16 protein-coding genes are annotated in these 17656 nt (G+C 61.6%); 11 read left to right on the top strand and 5 right to left on the bottom strand.

All coding sequences use genetic code 11. From position 1 onward, the window contains the following. Positions 1–105: 105 nt before the first annotated feature. On the top strand, positions 106–1356 hold the full coding sequence (locus G7009_RS11790) for an MFS transporter (RefSeq protein ID WP_181130256.1): 1251 nt from the start codon (positions 106–108) through the stop codon (positions 1354–1356). Positions 1357–1368: 12 nt separating this feature from the next. On the opposite strand, the gene G7009_RS11785 is transcribed toward G7009_RS11790, so the two are convergent. Continuing rightward, complete coding sequence (locus tag G7009_RS11785) at positions 1369–2916, bottom strand: AmpG family muropeptide MFS transporter (protein WP_181130255.1); 1548 nt, start codon at positions 2914–2916, stop codon at positions 1369–1371. A 43-nt stretch (positions 2917–2959) separates the two neighbouring features. After that, complete coding sequence (locus G7009_RS11780; protein WP_181130254.1) at positions 2960–3313, bottom strand: MGMT family protein; 354 nt, start codon at positions 3311–3313, stop codon at positions 2960–2962. A gap of 152 nt (positions 3314–3465) precedes the next feature. Here G7009_RS11780 and G7009_RS11775 point away from each other — a divergent pair, with 152 nt between their 5' ends. From G7009_RS11775 to G7009_RS11730, 10 genes are all read left to right on the top strand, one after another. Next, on the top strand, positions 3466–4473 hold the full coding sequence (locus G7009_RS11775) for a DUF481 domain-containing protein (RefSeq protein WP_181130253.1): 1008 nt from the start codon (positions 3466–3468) through the stop codon (positions 4471–4473). A gap of 134 nt (positions 4474–4607) precedes the next feature. Next, entirely contained in the window at positions 4608–5339 is a 732-nt protein-coding gene (locus G7009_RS11770; RefSeq protein WP_181130252.1) for a HugZ family pyridoxamine 5'-phosphate oxidase, read from the top strand. 65 nt (positions 5340–5404) lie between these two features. After that, complete coding sequence (locus G7009_RS11765) at positions 5405–5866, top strand: FxsA family protein (protein WP_181130251.1); 462 nt, start codon at positions 5405–5407, stop codon at positions 5864–5866. Positions 5867–6126: 260 nt separating this feature from the next. Beyond that, positions 6127–6420: a co-chaperone GroES gene (locus tag G7009_RS11760; RefSeq protein ID WP_181130250.1), complete on the top strand. Its 294-nt coding sequence runs from the start codon at positions 6127–6129 to the stop codon at positions 6418–6420. Positions 6421–6467: 47 nt separating this feature from the next. Next, complete coding sequence (groL, locus tag G7009_RS11755) at positions 6468–8117, top strand: chaperonin GroEL (protein ID WP_181130249.1); 1650 nt, start codon at positions 6468–6470, stop codon at positions 8115–8117. A 212-nt stretch (positions 8118–8329) separates the two neighbouring features. After that, a complete protein-coding gene (gene colR / locus G7009_RS11750) occupies positions 8330–9013 on the top strand; it encodes a two-component system response regulator ColR (protein ID WP_181130248.1) in 684 nt (227 codons plus the stop codon). Continuing rightward, positions 9003–10319 (top strand): sensor histidine kinase, encoded by a 1317-nt coding sequence (locus tag G7009_RS11745; protein ID WP_181130247.1) that lies wholly within the window; start codon positions 9003–9005, stop codon positions 10317–10319. Before colR ends, G7009_RS11745 begins: the two co-directional genes overlap by 11 nt. 141 nt (positions 10320–10460) lie before the next feature. Further along, complete coding sequence (locus G7009_RS11740; protein WP_181130246.1) at positions 10461–11141, top strand: class I SAM-dependent methyltransferase; 681 nt, start codon at positions 10461–10463, stop codon at positions 11139–11141. A 6-nt stretch (positions 11142–11147) separates the two neighbouring features. Next, positions 11148–11846, top strand: a complete 699-nt coding sequence (locus G7009_RS11735) for a lipopolysaccharide kinase InaA family protein (RefSeq protein ID WP_181130245.1) — start codon at positions 11148–11150, stop codon at positions 11844–11846. Next, a complete protein-coding gene (locus G7009_RS11730; RefSeq protein ID WP_181130244.1) occupies positions 11846–12073 on the top strand; it encodes a hypothetical protein in 228 nt (75 codons plus the stop codon). The genes G7009_RS11735 and G7009_RS11730 overlap by 1 nt, the downstream gene beginning before the upstream one ends. A 70-nt stretch (positions 12074–12143) precedes the next feature. Here the strand turns inward: G7009_RS11730 and G7009_RS11725 are convergent, their stop codons facing one another. From G7009_RS11725 to G7009_RS11715, 3 genes are all read right to left on the bottom strand, one after another. After that, positions 12144–15191, bottom strand: a complete 3048-nt coding sequence (locus G7009_RS11725; RefSeq protein ID WP_181130243.1) for a multidrug efflux RND transporter permease subunit — start codon at positions 15189–15191, stop codon at positions 12144–12146. A 13-nt stretch (positions 15192–15204) separates the two neighbouring features. After that, positions 15205–16356: an efflux RND transporter periplasmic adaptor subunit gene (locus G7009_RS11720; protein ID WP_181130242.1), complete on the bottom strand. Its 1152-nt coding sequence runs from the start codon at positions 16354–16356 to the stop codon at positions 15205–15207. Between the two features lie 202 nt (positions 16357–16558). After that, positions 16559–17656, bottom strand: a complete 1098-nt coding sequence (locus tag G7009_RS11715) for a DUF1513 domain-containing protein (protein ID WP_181130241.1) — start codon at positions 17654–17656, stop codon at positions 16559–16561.

Raw genomic sequence — 17656 nt, 5'->3', positions numbered from 1 at the left:
GACCGAGCATCATTCCGGCATCTGCCTGGCAACGCACCCTGTGTTCTCAATCATCCTTGGCCTGTCCTGCGAGTGGCCAGGTCAGCCCGCTTCGGCCCGAGTCTCATGACACCTTTACTGCATATCACGCCCCGGCGAGCCTTAGGTTTCGCATTGATCCTGGCATTGTTCGAGTTGCTGACCTACCTGGCCAGCGACGCGGTCATGCCCGCCATGCCGGTGGTGGTCGCCGAATTGAAGGCCAGCCCGGAGTACATTCCGCACGCCCTCAACCTCTACCTGCTGGGTGGCGTCGTGTTGCAATGGCTGATCGGGCCGCTCGCCGACCGTTATGGTCGGCGGCCGCTGCTGCTGGTCGGTTGCGCGTTCTTCGGCGTGGCATGCCTGGCGACCTATTGGGCTCACGATATCGGCATGTTCAACCTGTTGCGTCTGTTGCAGGGTATCGGCCTGGGTTTCGTGGTCACGGTCAGCTATCCGGCCTTGAACGAGGCATTCAGCGAAGGTGACGCAGTGCGCATGATGGCCTTGCTGGCCAACATTGCCATGCTCTCGCCGCTGCTCGGTCCCCTGGTCGGAACCTTGATGCTGCAATGGCTGGACTGGCGCTGGCTGTTCCTTGCCTTCGCGGGCGGTGCCGTGCTGACCTGGGTGGCGCTCTATCGCTTGATGCCCGAGACATTGGGCGTCGAGCGCCGCGATGGCACGCGCCTGTCCTTCACACCTATCGAACTGGTACCCCTGCTCAAGGGCTATGGCCAGCTGCTGTCCAATCGACGCTTCGTCGCCGGTAGTACCGCGCTTGGGCTGGTAAGCCTGCCGCTGATCGGTTGGATCGGCCTGTCCCCCGTGCTGCTGATCGCCGACGAAGGACTGAGCACCATGGCCTATGCGTTGTGGCAGCTTCCGGTCTTTGGCGGATTGATCCTGGGTAACCTGATCATCAACCGTATCGCTGACCGCTATCCGCTGCCAAGCCTGGTACAGGGTGCTCTCTGGCCTTACCTGATAGGCCTGGTAGGCATGGTCGTCGCCACGTGGTGCTGGTCGACGGTGACGAGTCTCGTCGCGGGACTTTCTCTTTACGCCTTGGGGCTGGGTATTGCCAACGCCGTGCTGTATCGCATGACGCTGTTCGCCAGCGACCAGAGCAAGGGACTCGTGTCGGCGATGCTCGGCATGATTACCATTGCGCTGTTGGGGCTGGGCGGTGTCGTGCTTGCCATGCTCGGTGCCGGCGCGAGCCTGCTGCACTTTGCCGTGGCCGCGGGTGTGGCCGGCGCCTTGGCCCTGGTGCCATTGTGGGCAATGCTCGGAGCCAAGGCACGAGACGCTCAAGGGGCTACCGCGGGGTAGCCACTTGCGTGCTCAAGTCTGGTCGGTAGCGGTCTGCTCGGCCGGCACCTGCTTGCCGCGGCCATTGTCCTGTCGCCACTGCAGGGCGATCAGGATCAAGGTCGGCACGCCCAGCAGGGCAGTGATGAGGAAGAAGTCGTGATAACCGAATTTCTCGACTATGACGCCTGAGTAGCCACCGATGAGGCGCGGTAACAGCAGCATGATCGAGCTGAGCAGGGCGTATTGGGTCGCCGAGAACTTCAGGTTGGTCAGGCTCGACAAGTAGGCCACGAACGCCGAGGTGGCCAGGCCCGAGCTGAAGTTGTCGAGCGAGATGGTCACGATCAGCATCTGCAGGTTCGGCCCCATGTCGGCCAGCATCAGGAACAGGATGTTGGTTGCCGCAGACGCCGCGCCGCCGATGAACAGGATCGGCATGATCCCGAAGCGCACGATCAGCAGGCCACCGGCGCCAGCGCCGACCAGGGTCATGATCAGGCCGAAGATCTTGCTGACACTGGCGATCTGATCCTTGGTGAAGCCCTGGTCGATGTAGAACACGTTGGCCATCACCCCCATGACGGTGTCCGACATGCGATAGGTCGCGATCAGACCGAGCAGCAACAGTGCCTGCCAGCGATAGCGCGCGATGAAATCGTTGATCGGTGTCAGCACCGGCGCGAGACCGCGGCGCCCCATGGACGACAGGCAGGCCCAGGACAGACTGATATAGAGGATCGCTCGCAGGAAGGCGCGGTCTTCCATAAGCAGGTCCAGCGGTGTCGCGGTGCCGAGCACGACGCTGGCCCAATCGGTGTTGAACAGCTGGGTGAACATCGCCGGTACCGAGACCAGCAGGACGATCAGGACGAATACCGAAGCCAGTTGGTGGCTCAGGCCATAGCGCGCGGCCGATAGCTGGGTGCGCAACGGCACCGGTGGTTCTCGCATCACCAGGGTCGTGAACACCGCGGGCAGCATCAGCACGCCGAACAGCATGTAGGTGCCCGTCCAGGCTTGGTGCAGGTAGCTGAAGCCGGTGGAGCCGAACCACTCGGCAAAGAACAATGCACCGGCGGTAGCGAGCAGTGCGGCAATCCGGTAGCCGGCCATGTAGCTGGCGGCGAGGGCGGCCTGGCGCTGGTCGTCGGCGATCTCCAAGCGGTAGGCGTCGACGGCGATGTCCTGGGTAGCCGAGGCGAATGCCACCAGCACCGCCAGGGCGATCAACCAGGAGAGATGCCTTTGCGGATCGCACAGGCCCATGCCAATCAAGCCGACAACCACAAGCACCTGGGACAGCAGCAGCCATGAGCGGCGGCGACCCAGCCGCCCGAGCACCGGCAGGCGCCATTGGTCGAGCAGGGGTGACCAGACCCATTTGAAGGCATAGGCCAAGCCGATCAGGCTGGCATAGCCAATGGTCTCGCGGGCTACTCCCGCCTCGCGCAACCAGACCGATAGCGTCGAGAACACCAGCATGTAGGGGAGGCCGGCGGCGAAGCCGAGCAGCAACAGGACCAAGGTTGACGGGCTGGCATAGGCAGCGAGCGCAGCGCGCCAGGTTTTACGGGGCATGGGCCAACATCTGCCTCAAGTTTACGAAAACAAAGCGCGCACTCTAACCGCTGTACTCCATCGGACGCCAGCCATGGCGCGTCATATCCACACGATTATTGTGCACGCCGACCCCTTCGGCACGTAGTCTGGCGCGCTGTTCGTCGCCACCGGGCGTACCGAGGGCCAGGCTCAGTCGGCCGTTGGCGCCGAGTACACGATGCCAGGGGAGACGGGTATCGGCCGGCAACTGGCCGAGCGTACGACCGACCCAGCGTGCCGCTTGCCTGAACCCCGCCAGTTCGGCGAGCTGGCCATAGCTGACCACTCGGCCGCTCGGGATCTGTCCGAGCACCGAATACAGTGCCATTCGTCGGGCCTCGGCCTCATCGGTCGTCAGTCGCGGTGCCGCACACATCACGGGATCCCTGGGATGTGGACGAAACAGGCGCAATCGCAGGCGCAAGTGAGAATTGAACTCGTCGGCATAGGTCCGGTCTGTCCTTGCTCTGGTCGTAGGTATCTGGATAATGCCCGGCTTTTTCGTCAAACCGAACCCGTAGTCAGTCTATGTATTCTAGAGCTTTGTTGTGTGTTGCCGTTGCTTCCATCTGCTCCCCCGCCCTTGCCGACACCGTATGGATGAAGAATGGTGACAAGCTGAGCGGCAAGATCACGGTCTTCGATGGCGGCAAGCTGTTGCTGCAGACCACCTATGGTGGCGCCGTTTCCTTGGACTGGAAAGAGGTCAAGACCCTGGAGAGCGACCAGGAGTTGCTGGTCAAGCAGGATGCCTACAACGGTGAGCGCGCCAAGTCGCTGCATGCCGCTGAACCGGGCAAGGTCACGTTGGCCAATGGTGACGCCCCCAAGACCGTCGAGCTCGCCAGCATCGCCCAGATCATGAAGCCCAAGCCTGTGGTCGAAGACCTGGTGTGGAAAGGGAATGTCGATCTGGCACTGGATTACAAGCGTGCCGAAAACGACACGGACGACTACGATATCGGGTTCAAGACCACGGCCCGCCACGGGCGCTGGCGGCACAATGCCGAGGGCGAATACAACCGTGAGACCAAGGACGATGTCACCACGACCAACAACTGGAGCGCCGAATACGCCATCGACCGCTTCATTACCGATAAGTGGTTCTGGCAGGGACGGGCGGCCTATACGCGCGACCATGTCGAGGACCTTGCTCGCCAGCGCACCCTCGGTACCGGCCCCGGCTACCAGTTCTGGGATGACGAGCTGGGCGCTTTCTCCCTGGGCTCGCTGGTCAACCGCACCGATTACGAATATGCCGACGGCGGCAAGGACAACTTCTACGCCGTCGCAGTGAAATGGGACTACAACCGCTACCTCATCGGCAAGACCGTCGAACTGTTCACCAATGGCGAGTTGGGCAAGCCGATCGGCAATGTCGCCGATTACTCGCTCGATGCCGAAGTCGGCCTGCGCTACAAGGTCACCGAGTGGGCCTCGCTCAATCTCAAGGCCGAGAAGGACTTCATCAGTGGCACCCGCGACAGCGATCTGGACAAGACGCGCTATACCGCAGGGTTTGGGGTCGCCTGGTAACACGTCCTTTCGCGCTTGGAGTCGAGCGGCAGGCTGCATGAAAACCACAGTGGCATCCTCGATAGCGGTGTCGCTGTCAGTGCTTTTTCTTGTAGCTTATGGACGTGCCGCTTGGAGCCAATGTGAGGTGTGTAGTGAGTGAGAATGCCATTCGTCCCGCTCGGGAGCTGCTGCTGAAGGAATATCGCGGAGTGCTCTCGACCCACTCCAAGTCCATGCCGGGGTTTCCGTTCGGTTCGGTCGTTCCGTATTGCCTGGACGCTGTAGGTCATCCCCTGATTCTCATCAGCCGGATCGCCCAGCACACCCATAACCTCCAGAAAGATGCCAAGTGCTCGCTGCTGGTAGGCGAGCGCGAGGCCGAAGATATCCAGGCGGTAGGTCGTCTTACCGTGATGACGCAGGCGCGCAAGCTCGAGGACGAAGCGGCGATCGAGGCGGCTGCCGCACGCTATTACCGTTACTTCCCCGAGGCCGCCGATTACCACAAGGCCCATGATTTCGATTTCTGGGTGCTCGAACCGATTCGCCACCGTTATATCGGCGGCTTCGGCGCGATTCACTGGCTCGACCAGGTCACCCTGGCCAATCCGTTTGCCGGACAGTCCGAGGCGAGCATGATCGAGCATATGAACAGTGACCATGCCAATGCGATCGCCCACTATGTGGAACTGGCCGATCTGCCGCGCAGCACGGCCGCGCGGATGGTCGGTCTCGACAGCGAAGGCATGCACCTGCGTATCGGTCAGGCGATCCATTGGCTGCCCTTCCCGAGTATCTGCAATACGCCGACACAAGTCCGGGAGGCCTTGGTTCTCCTGGCTCGCGCGGATCATTGGCCCACCGCGTTGGCATCCGAGGGTTGAAATAGCGAGTGATCGCAACCATTTGAGGTCTTACAGGAAGGTCATCTTCCGCTGAGGAACCCTTGATGCGTGTCTTTCTATTGCTGTTTCTGATTTTTCCGGTGCTGGAGCTCTTCGTTTTCGTGAGAGTCAGCGCCTCGATAGGCTTTTTCCCCGCGCTGCTGTTGATCATCGCAGGCTCTGCCCTGGGCGTGCTGGTGATACGTGTCGCCGGGTTGGCAACCGCGCTGCGCGCGCGTGAGAGCCTGCAGCGCGGCGAGCTGCCAGCCCAGGACATGTTCCAGGGTCTGATGCTGGCCATGGCCGGCGGCCTGCTGCTGATCCCAGGCTTCATCAGCGATGTGCTCGGGCTGGTTTGTCTGCTGCCGGTCACCCGTCGCCTGCTGGCGCGCAAGCTCGGCGAGCGCGCCGAGGCCCAGGCCATGCGCCAGCGCGCGTTTCGTGACGATCCGCTGAACCCTCAGCCCGGCCAATCTCCACAACGACCCAACGTGATCGAAGGCGAGTACAAGCGCCGCGACTCCTGAATCCGGCGGTGTCTTTCTTGAAGCGGCCCCTTGCAGGGCCGTTTTCATTCAGGGGCGCCGGTAGTGAAAATTTTTGCAGGGCAAGCCTTGTAATCGCTTCCGGCGACCTCATGTATGGGTCACCGCAAGGTTTCTGGTGAACTCACCAGACATGACAAAGGAGGTTCGCCCCGTGCGGGCCTCCACCGGCATCGCCGGAAAGCATCAACTCGCCGGTGTCGACACCGGCCGATGAAAACCACAATTGGGAGAGATCGACAATGAAGCTTCGTCCTCTGCATGACCGCGTAGTCATCCGTCGCAGCGAAGAAGAATCGAAAACCGCTGGCGGTATCGTCCTGCCGGGTTCGGCCGCTGAAAAACCTAACCGTGGCGAAGTCGTCGCCGTAGGTACCGGTCGCATCCTCGACAACGGCGAAGTCCGTGCGCTGGCCGTGAAAGTGGGTGACAAGGTGGTTTTCGGCCCGTACTCGGGTAGCAACACTGTGAAAGTGGACGGCGAAGACCTGCTGGTGATGGCCGAGAACGAGATTCTCGCTGTCGTCGAAGCTTGATTCCCCTGGTTTCCCGTTATTCCAAAGTATTCAAGGATTAAACGATCATGGCTGCTAAAGACGTAAAATTCGGCGATTCCGCCCGCAAGAAAATGCTCGTTGGTGTCAACGTCCTGGCTGACGCGGTAAAAGCGACCCTGGGCCCGAAAGGCCGCAACGTGGTCCTGGCTAAGAGCTTCGGCGCGCCGACCATCACCAAGGACGGCGTTTCCGTTGCCAAGGAAATCGAGCTGAAGTGCGCCTTCGAGAACATGGGCGCCCAGCTGGTCAAGGAAGTCGCTTCCAAGGCCAACGATGCTGCGGGTGACGGCACCACCACCGCTACCGTCCTGGCTCAGTCCATCGTCAACGAAGGCCTGAAGGCTGTCGCTGCCGGCATGAACCCGATGGACCTCAAGCGCGGCATCGACAAGGCGACCATCGCCATCGTCGCCGAGCTGAAGAACCTGTCCAAGCCATGCGCCGACTCCAAGGCCATCGCTCAGGTCGGCACCATCTCCGCCAACTCCGACAACTCCATCGGTGACATCATCGCCGAAGCCATGGAAAAAGTCGGCAAGGAAGGCGTGATCACCGTTGAAGAAGGTTCGGGCCTGGAAAACGAACTGTCTGTCGTCGAAGGCATGCAGTTCGACCGTGGCTACCTGTCTCCGTACTTCATCAACAAGCCGGACACCATGGTGGCCGAGCTCGACAGCCCGCTGCTGCTGCTGGTCGACAAGAAGATCTCCAATATCCGCGAACTGCTGCCGGTTCTGGAAGCCGTTGCCAAGGCTGGCCGTCCGCTGCTGATCGTGGCTGAAGACGTCGAAGGCGAGGCTCTGGCCACCCTGGTCGTCAACAACATGCGTGGCATCGTCAAGGTCGCAGCCGTCAAGGCACCTGGCTTCGGCGATCGCCGCAAGGCCATGCTGCAGGACATCGCTGTCCTGACCGGCGGTACCGTGATCTCCGAAGAAATCGGCCTGAGCCTGGAATCGGCTACTCTGGAGCACCTGGGCAACGCCAAGCGCGTTACCCTGTCGAAGGAAAACACCACCATCATCGACGGTGCCGGCGTTGAAGGCGACATCGAAGCACGCGTCAAGCAGATCCGTGCCCAGATCGAAGAAACCTCTTCGGACTACGACCGTGAGAAGCTGCAAGAGCGTCTGGCCAAGCTGGCTGGCGGTGTTGCCGTGATCAAGGTCGGTGCTGGCACCGAAGTCGAGATGAAAGAGAAGAAAGCCCGCGTTGAAGACGCCCTGCACGCTACCCGCGCAGCCGTCGAAGAAGGCGTGGTACCTGGCGGCGGTGTTGCCCTGGTTCGTGCGCTGTCTGCGATTGTCGACCTCAAAGGCGACAACGAAGACCAGAACGTCGGTATTTCCCTGCTGCGTCGCGCTATCGAATCGCCACTGCGCCAGATCGTCGCCAACGCCGGCGACGAGCCAAGCGTGGTTGCCGACAAGGTCAAGCAAGGTACCGGTAACTACGGTTACAACGCTGCCACTGGTGAGTACGGCGACATGATCGAAATGGGCATCCTGGACCCAGCCAAGGTTACCCGTTCGGCCCTGCAAGCTGCAGCGTCCATCGGTGGCCTGATGATCACCACCGAAGCCATGGTTGCCGATCTGCCGGAAGACAAGGCAGCTGGCGGCATGCCTGACATGGGCGGTATGGGTGGCATGGGTGGCATGGGCGGCATGATGTAAGCCAGCCTCACCCGCTGCACCGAAGAGCCCCGCCTTGTGCGGGGCTTTTTTATAGGCGCTGCGCACCCACTGGCAAGCACCGTCCAGACAGCGCTCGATCCCAAGAGCGCTCTCAAGCCGAACGCCTGCGTCTCTCAAATGCTGGCAGCAGCCGCCAGATGGCCTTAAGCTGCGCCTGCCGCGCCGATGAACGCGCCGCACTGGAGACCACGATGCGAATTCTACTGGTTGAAGACAACCGCGATATCCTGGCCAACCTGGCCGATTATCTGGGTATGAAAGGCTACACCGTCGACTGTGCGCAGGATGGATTGTCTGGCCTGCATCTGGCCGCAACCGAACATTACGACCTGATCGTCCTCGATATCATGCTTCCGGGCATAGACGGCTATACCTTGTGCAAGCGACTGCGCGAGGACGCTCGTCGCGACACGCCGGTGATCATGCTTACCGCACGCGACCAATTGGACGACCGCCTGCAAGGCTTTCGCTCCGGCGCCGATGACTACCTGCTCAAGCCATTCGCCCTGTCCGAACTGGCCGCGCGCATCGAGGCTGTCCTGCGGCGCGCCCAAGGTGGCGGGCGCCGTCTCCTGCAGGTGGCCGACTTGAACTATGACCTCGATACCCTGGAGGTCAGCCGTCAAGGCCGCGCGCTCAAGCTCAACCCGGTCGGGCTCAAACTGCTGGCGGTATTGATGCAGAAGAGCCCGCATGTGCTTCGCCGTGAAGTCTTGGAGGAAGCCTTGTGGGGCGATGATTGCCCTGACAGCGACAGCCTGCGCAGCCATGTCCACCAGTTGCGCCAGGTGATCGACAAACCGTTCGACAAAGCCTTGCTGCACACCGTACATGGCGTCGGCTATCGCCTCGCCGAGGGTCGTGATGGAGTTTAAGCAAAGCCTCGCCCAACGCATCATCATCGCCTTCGCACTGATGAGCGCCCTGGTGGCCGGCGCCTTTGCCTTCGGTATCGTTGCGACCGTCCATCTGGTCGAAGAGCGTCTGATCTCCGCTGTCCTGGGTGGCGACCTGCAGCGGTTGCTGCGCATGGACAGTATCAGCGATTGGAGTCATCGGCCTCGTCCCGACCAATTGTTCTACTTCAATGGTGGCCGCGACGATTTCGAACTGCCCAAGGACCTGCAGCACCTCAAGCGCGGCTTTCATGAGGTCTTCCGCGATCAGCTGTCGTATCACGCCATGGTCGAGGTGGTCGATGGTCGACATTACGTGCTGTTGCAAGACCAAAGCGACTTCGAGGAACGTGAGCGAGTGCTGTTCGCGGTCGTCGTGGTGGGCTTCGTGCTCAGCCTGGCGCTGGCGGTCTTCCTGGGCTGGATACTGGCGCGACGAGTAATGGCACCGGTGATTCGCCTGGCTCGCCAGGTCCGTCATCGCGATCAGTTGCTGGGCCTGGCACCACCACTGGCGCCGGACTATGCCGCTGACGAGGTAGGCCAGCTTGCCGTGGCCTTCGATGACACGCTCGGTCGCCTGCGTGACGCCCTGACACGCGAACGCCTGTTCACCAGCGACGTCAGCCATGAACTGCGTACTCCCTTGATGGTGCTGGCTACTTCTTGCGAACTGTTGATGGAGAACCCGGCGCTTGACGGTCGTGCCCGCAATCAGGTCGAACGTATCGCTCGGGCTACCGAAGAAATGCGCGAGCTGGTCAAGACCTTCCTCATGCTGGCACGTGCGCAGCACGATGAAGGCGCAATCGCTTCGCGCGCCACGCTCAGGGAGGTAGCCGACGATCTGATCGGCGTGTGGCGCGATACCATCGAACAGAAGGGACTGACGCTTTACTACGATGGCCAGGTCAGTGCCAGCCCGGTGCTGTACAACTCGACCTTCCTGCAATCGGTGATGGGCAACCTGCTACGCAACGCGGCGCACTACACCGACCATGGCTATATTCGCCTGAGTCTGCAGGCCAATGGATTCAGCGTCGAAGACAGCGGCGTGGGGATCCCGGAAGAGCAGCGCGAAGCAATGTTCCGACCATTCGTGCGCGGCGACGAACGCAGGGGCGAGGGTCTTGGCCTGGGCCTGTCGCTGGTACAGCGTATCTGCGATGACCAGGGCTGGCGCGTTACCTTGACCGCCACCTTGCCCCATGGCTGCCGTTTCCAGGTTGACCTCAACCCCAAACCTGAGCTCGAGCAGCAGCAAGAGGGCGCTCCAGTGCACTAGCAGGCCGGCCGCTTGGCATCTGTCATGCCAGGAGCGCGCCACGCAGGCGCCTTCTGTCGTATGACAGATTTTTCACATTGGCATGACCGGATACCAACGCGCTGCTTTCTAAGGTGGCGCCTTGGATTGAGGAGATGCCTGATGCGAAGTCCCATCGAACTAGAGTTTTCCGAGAAGTACGATCAACAACATGCTCGCGAGTACTTTCAAAAGCACCAGGATGGGTTGGCTCGTCGATTGTCGCACCAGCGCGATGAGCAGATGGCTCGACGTGCCCTGGCCCTTGCCGGAGAGCCGGGACTGGTGCTCGACCTACCCTCCGGCACCGGTCGTTTCTGGCCACTGCTTGCGGAAAAGGCCAATCGGGTGATCATCGGCGCTGACAACTCCGCCGCAATGCTGGAAACTGCCTGCGCCTCGCAACCACCGGAAGTGGTTGCGCGGGTACGGCCTTTGCAGACTTGCGCCTTTGCCATCGATCTGCCGGACAACGCGGTCGACAACATTTTCTGCATGCGGCTGTTCCATCACATTGGGGAGGCCGCTCACCGCCGGGCCATTCTGTCGGAGTTCCAGCGGGTAAGCCGAGACAGTGTGATTCTTTCACTCTGGGTGGATGGCAACTTCAAGGCCTGGCGCCGCAAGAAACTCGAACAGGGCCGTGGCGCACGCAACGAGCGGGACGCCTATCAGAACCGCTTTGTATTACCCGTTGAAACCGTTGAAGAAGAATTTGTTTCGGCCGGGTTCAAGATTCAGGAGCGCCTGGACTTCCTGCCGTTCTACGCCATGTGGCGAGTATATCTATTGCGCAAGAGGTAGCAGTTCATGATGGCAGGGCGAGGTCAGTCTTCGCAGTTCGATTACTACTGGGACCAACAGGGCGAGTGGGTCGAGGAGCCGAACCAGCGGCGCGGTGGGGAAAGCGGGGTACAGCGACTCAGTGACGAAAGCGGCCAGATGCTGTACGCCAAGCGCCAGGTCGGACATATCTATCGCAGCATCCTGCATCCGTTCGGCAGACCCACCGTGCTGCGCGAACTCGATGCCTTGAGCAGCTTCGAGCAGTTGGGTGTCCGGGTTCCGCATATCGTGTTCTGCGGGGTCGAGCGCGATGCGCAGCATCAATGGCGTGCATTATTGGTCAGCAAGGCGCTGGACGGGTTCGTCGACATCGACAGCTGGTACGCCGACGGCGCACGCGAGCGTTACGATCAGGCCCTGCACGACAAGGTACTGGAAGACCTGGCCAGGAACCTGTCGCGGATGCACCGTGGCCACTGGCAGCACGGCTGCCTCTATGGCAAGCATGTATTCGTCAAGATAACCGGCGAGGGCCCTTCGGCCAGTGCTCAAGTGGCGTTGCTTGACCTGGAAAAATGCCGTCGCCGCATCAGTTGCCGTCGTGCCGCCGGCAACGACTTAAGCCAACTGCGTCGCCATTCGTCACTGAACGAGGCGGAATGGCAAAAGCTGCTCTACTTTTACCGCGTGGAGTTCGGCAGCGCTGTCAAAGGGTTGGAGTGATGAAACTAGAAATAGCTCGAGCTTTATTTCTGCTGGCCGCCTTGGCGGTGACCACGGCTGCGGTAGCCGCCTGGGAAGAACCCAGAATGGTCGTCTTCAGCAAGGCGGAAATGGGGCGCCAATGCCCCTTGCCCTACAAGATCAGGGAACAGGTCAGCGCCCAGCCAGACCATGACCTGCTGTTGTTCCTGTTCGGCATGCAACAAGGGCTGCGTCCGGTCGGTTGAATCCTGTCCCATGGTGGTAGACGCCGAAGGTCCCGTACGTGGGAGCCTTCGGCGTTTGCTCATGGGTATCTCAGGCTGTGCTGGGAGCCGCTTGCGTGACGCTCTTGTGAGCCAGCAGGGTATAGACGCAAGGCAACACGAACAGTGTAAACAGCGTGCCGATCGACATGCCCGTGGCGATCACCATGCCGATGTCGAACCGGCTTACCGCCCCGGCGCCAGTCGCCAGTATCAGCGGCACCATGCCGAAGACCATGGCGGCGGTGGTCATCAGGACAGGGCGCAAGCGGATGGCGGCCGCTTCCTCCACCGCCTCCCGCGCACCGATGCCTTTGCGTTCACGTAACTGGTTGGCGAATTCGACGATCAGGATACCGTGCTTGCTGATCAGGCCGATCAGCGTCACCAGGCCGACCTGGGTATAGATGTTCATGCTGGTGATGCCCAAAAACAGCGGCAGCAGCGCGCCGCAGATCGACAGTGGCACGGTGACCAGGATAACCAGCGGGTCACGGAAACTCTCGAACTGCGCGGCCAGGACCAGGAAAATGATGGCCAGGGCCAGGCCGAAGGTGACCCACAGGGCATTGCCTTCCTGGACGAACTGGCGCGCCGCGCCGGCGTAGTCGAAGGCGAACCCTTGGGGCGCCTCCTCGCTGGCGATGCTGCGCACGGTATCGATGGCCTCACCCATGCTGACGATCGGAAAACCCTGGATGATCGCCGAGTTCAACTGCTGGAACTGATTGAGCTGGCGAGGTCGCGCGCGGTCGCTGAGCGTGATCAGAGTGGAAAGCGGCAGTAACTGGCCTTGGTCGTTCTTCACGTAGTAGCTGTTCAGCCAGCCGGGATTGGCCCGATAGGGACGCTCGACCTGGGCAATGACCTTGTAGCTGCGGCCATCGAGCGTGAAGCGATTGATCTCGGCCTCCCCGAGCAGCGTCGCGAGGGTACTGCCCAGGACATCCATGGAAACGCCCATCTGCGCGGCCTTGGCCCGGTCGATGTCGACCACGACCTCCGGCTTGTCGAAGGCCAGGTCGATGTCGAGAAACGCGAACTTGCCCGAGGCCTGCGCCCGGTCCTTGATACGCTGCGCGACTTCGAGCAGGGCCGGGTAGTCGCCGGCCGTGTTGATCACGAACTGGAAGGGCAGCCCTTCACCGGTACCCGGCAGGGAGGGCAGGTTGAAACCGAATATCTGCAGCCCGCCGATCTCCTCGAGCTTGGCCTGGACCAATGGCAGCAGCTCCATCTGCGTGCGGTCGCGCTCGTTCCAGGGTTTCAGCAGGAAGCCGCCGATCCCGCTCTGCACACCACTGAAACCGTTGATCTGGAACGAGGAGTAATACTCGGGGAAGGTCTTGAAGAGGGTGGTGAACTCCTGGGTATAGGCATTGAGATAATCGAGGTTGGTGGGTTGCGGCGCGCTGCTCATCATGAAGATCACCCCCTGGTCCTCATCCGGGGCCAGCTCGTTCTGGGTAAACATCAACAGCACAGGGATCAGGCATAGCACGAGCGCGGCGAACACCAACACCACGGGTCGACTGTCGAGGGTAGCGTGCAGCATCCGTTGATAACGCACCTTGAGCCGCTCGAACAGCATATCCAGGCGGTGTGCCAGGCCGCTCGGATTCTGTTCGCGACGCAGGAGCAAGGCGCACATCATGGGGGACAGGGTCAGCGCGACGATGCCCGAGATGATCACTGCCCCGGCGAGCGTCAGGGCGAATTCCTTGAACAATGCGCCGGTCAGCCCTTCGAGGAAACCGATCGGTGCATAGACCGCCGCCAGGGTGATGGTCATCGATACCACGGGCATGGCGATTTCGCGCGCACCTTGCAGCGCTGCCTCGACGGGCGACTTGCCTTCCTCCATGTGACGGTGGATGTTCTCCACCACGACGATGGCGTCGTCGACCACCAGGCCGATAGCGAGCACCATGGCCAGCAGCGTCAGCAAGTTGAGCGAGTAGCCCATCATCTGCATGAAGAACAGTACGCCGATCATCGACAGCGGGATGGTCACCACCGGGATCAGCACCGAGCGCAGGGCGCCCAGAAACAGGAAGACGACCACGATGACGATGAGCACGGCCTCGCCCAGCGTCTTGATGACCTCGTCGATCGAGGCCTGGATGAACAAGGTGGCGTCGTAGGCGATCGAGACTTTCAGGTTGGCGGGTAGCTGGTCCTCGAGCTCGGGCATGATCCGCCGTACTTCCTTGATCACCTCCAAGGGGTTGGCGGCGGGTGTGGCCTTGATACCGATGTAGACCGATGGGATACCATCGAATGAACTGACCGTGTCGTAGTTCTCCGCGCCCATCTGCACGCGCGCCACATCGCCCAGTAGCACACGGCTGTCGCCTTCGGTCTTGAGCGGCAACGCGGCGAACGCCTCGGCCGATTTCAACTCGGTAGAGGCGTTGACACTGGTGACGACGTACTCGCCCTTGACCTCACCGGCCGCCGAGAGAAAGTTGTAGCGGCGCACCGCTTCGGTCACGTCACTGGCGCTCAAGCCGTACCCGGCCAGCTTGACCGGATCGATCCAGATTCGCATGGCGAAGACCTGGTTGCCGAGGATCTCCGCCTCGGCCATCCCTGGCAGGGTCGCCAGCTTGGGCTGGATCACCCGCGACAGGTAATCGGTAATCTGCGGGTTGCTCATTTCCTGGCTATAGAAGCTGATGTACATCAGCGCGGAGGCATCGGCGGCCTCTTTGCTCAATACCGGATCCTCGGCGTTTTGCGGCAGTTGGTTGCGCACCTCGTTGGTCTTGGCCAGCAGTTCGGTGAACAGTCGGTCGCTGTCCGCGCCGATTCGCGCGTAGATAGAGATGATCGAGAAATTCTGCCGACTGACCGACGTCATGTAGTCGATGCCTTCGGCGCTGGCCAGGCTCTGCTGCAAGGGTTGGGTGATATAGCCCTGAATGGTCTCGGCGTTGGCGCCGGGGTAGGCGGTTGTGACCGTGATCAGCGCGTTTTCCATCTGCGGATACTGGCGGATCTGCAGGTTGCTCCAGGCCTGGAACCCGAGCAGCACGATCAGCAGGCTGACCACGGTGGCCAGGACCGGACGACGAATGAAGGGATCGGTGAACGCCATGGCCGTCTCCTGCTCAATCAGCGCGTTGCGCGCTGTCCGGTTGGCCTTGCGCGGCCTGGTCCGGGGTAACCCGGATTGCCGCTCCCTGGGTTAGCTTGAGCTGCCCCGCGGTCACGACCTGATCGCCGGCCTGCAGACCCTTGGCGATCACTACGACGCCGTCGCGTCGCTCGCCGGTTTCCACGGTGCGTCGCTCGGCGGTCAGTTGGAGCGAGTCGCCGGCATTGGCCTCTGTCTGGCCGTCCTTGCTGCTCCTTGGCGTTGCCACGTAGACCGAGTTGCCATACAGGGTGTAGGTAATGGCGCTTTCCGGCACCACGATCCGTGGCTGGGGGTCGGGCAGCAGTACCATCAGGTTGGCGAACATCCCTGGCAGCAGCTTGCCGTCGGGATTGCCCAGGGTGGCGCGCACCAGCACATTGCGGGTGCTTTCCTCGACCTTGGGATTGATCGCACTGAGGTTCGCCTCGAACGGCCGGCCAGGATAGGCGGCGACCCGGACCTGCACCTGCTGGCCCAGGCTCAGCTGAGGCAAGGCCTGTTCGGGAACGTTGAAGTCCAGGTAAAGGCGACTCAGGTCCTGCAGCGTGGCGATCACGGTGCCGCTGGCCAGGTAGTCCCCGACGTCGACCTGGCGGATGCCGATGGTGCCGGAGAAGGGCGCCTTGATGCTCTTCTTGGCCAGGGACGCCTTGAGTTGCTCGACGACCGCCTGGTTACGCTGGTACTGGGCGCGCAGACGGTCGAACTCGCCGCGCGAGATGGCCTGGTCGCCGACCAATTGACTACCCCGACCGAAATCCACCTTGGCCAGGCCCAAGTCCGCCTGGGCAGTGCCGAGCGCCGCGGCTTCCTCATCGTTATCCAGTTGCAGCAACAATTGCCCGGCCTTGACCGGCTGTCCGGATTCGAAATGCAGTGCTCTGACCGTACCCGCCACTTCCAGGCTCAGCTCGACGCCCTGCAAGGCCTTGAGGCTACCGACCGCAGGCAACTGCTCTTGCCAGGGACGTTCTTCGGCCAGGGCCGTGGCTACGCTGACAGGCGGCTTGGGAGCCGAGAACACCTGGATCTGCTGGTAGATGGAAAAGGCCTTGTAGCCTCCCAGCGCCAGTACGAACAGCAGGACGACGGCCAACATGATCAGCATGCGGCGGCGCAACATAGTCCGGTTCCTTGGAATCGATGTAATTGTTATCTGTCTGGCACAACGACGGGCGATCCTGCCCATGTGCGGATGATTGCGAGTATCGCCTGTTTGGCCAAGCGGGGAAAGAGAAGGGCGAGCGCCAGCGGATGACGGTGCATTGCATGTCGTTCCGCTGGATCGCGCTGTCGAAAAGGACCGCGAGGCGGCCCTGGGCTACTCAGACCAGGTGCAGGTGATTGTCCCAGAACCCGGAAGGCAGCTTCATCGGCTGACCGACAAGTTCGGCCTTGCGGCAATCATAGAACCGGCACCGGCCCTGGCCGGAGGTGACCACGAAGCCATCTTTAACGGCACCGACGCCCGCGCAATCGGGCATTGGCGCGTCCAGGCGAACCTCGGCACTGTCCAGATCCCAGATGAACAGGCGGTTGGCCCGAGGAGCGGTCAGGGCCACCAGGCGCAGATCGCTATGGATGGCAACGCTGGCGGTGTAATGAGCCATTGCCTGCAGTTGCCGTTCGGGCACCGGGAAAGCCTCGAACGGCTGGCCGGGGCGCTTGATCGCCAGCAGGTCGGCAGTCTCGTCGGCGCTACCCATGAACTGCTGGCCGGCAACGATGGTGCCATCGCTGCCAATGGCCATGTGGCGCACGCTGTTCATCTGTTGCGCGAGGGTTTCCTTGCTCAACAGGGTGCCGTCACGTTGCATCAGTACCAGGCTCGGCTCCATGGCATCGAGGTTCATCTCGACGCGACTCTCGGCCTCGGTGCGAATGCCGCCATTGGCTACCACCAGCGTTTCGCCATCGGGCAGCCAGGAAACCTGGTGAGGGCCAATGCCATGCGTGGGTATCTCGCCAGTGTGGACAAGACGTTCCCCCTCGAAGCGGTAGACCCCGAGCACGCCGCGACCGGGGTCGGTCGTATCGTTCTCGGTGGCATACAACCATTCACCTTCCTTGTGAATCACCGCGTGGCCGTAGAAGTGTCGATTCGGTTGCGAACGCAGGGTTTGCATCAGGCGGCCGTCACGCAGGTCGATCAGGTAGCTCTCGGTCCCCGGACGACGTGCGATGAATATGGCAAAGGGCAGCCGCGGGTGATCGATGATGTCATGGCAGCGCTGGGCCACCTCCGTGGCGAACACCTGGCTGCCATCCAGGCGGTAACCGACGGCATAGTGCTTGCCGTCGACATCGTCGCGCGCCGACAGCAGCAAGGGTTCGCTGCCTTTTTTGCGCAGCAGGCTCCAGCCGCCCAGGGTGAGGGCAGTGAGCAGAACGCTACCGACTTTGAGTGCCTGGCGTCGCAACAT

This window comes from Pseudomonas capeferrum, from assembly GCF_013523055.1.
Taxonomy (GTDB): Bacteria; Pseudomonadota; Gammaproteobacteria; order Pseudomonadales; family Pseudomonadaceae; genus Aquipseudomonas; species Aquipseudomonas capeferrum_A.
This window is presented reverse-complemented; position numbering and strand designations above follow the sequence as displayed.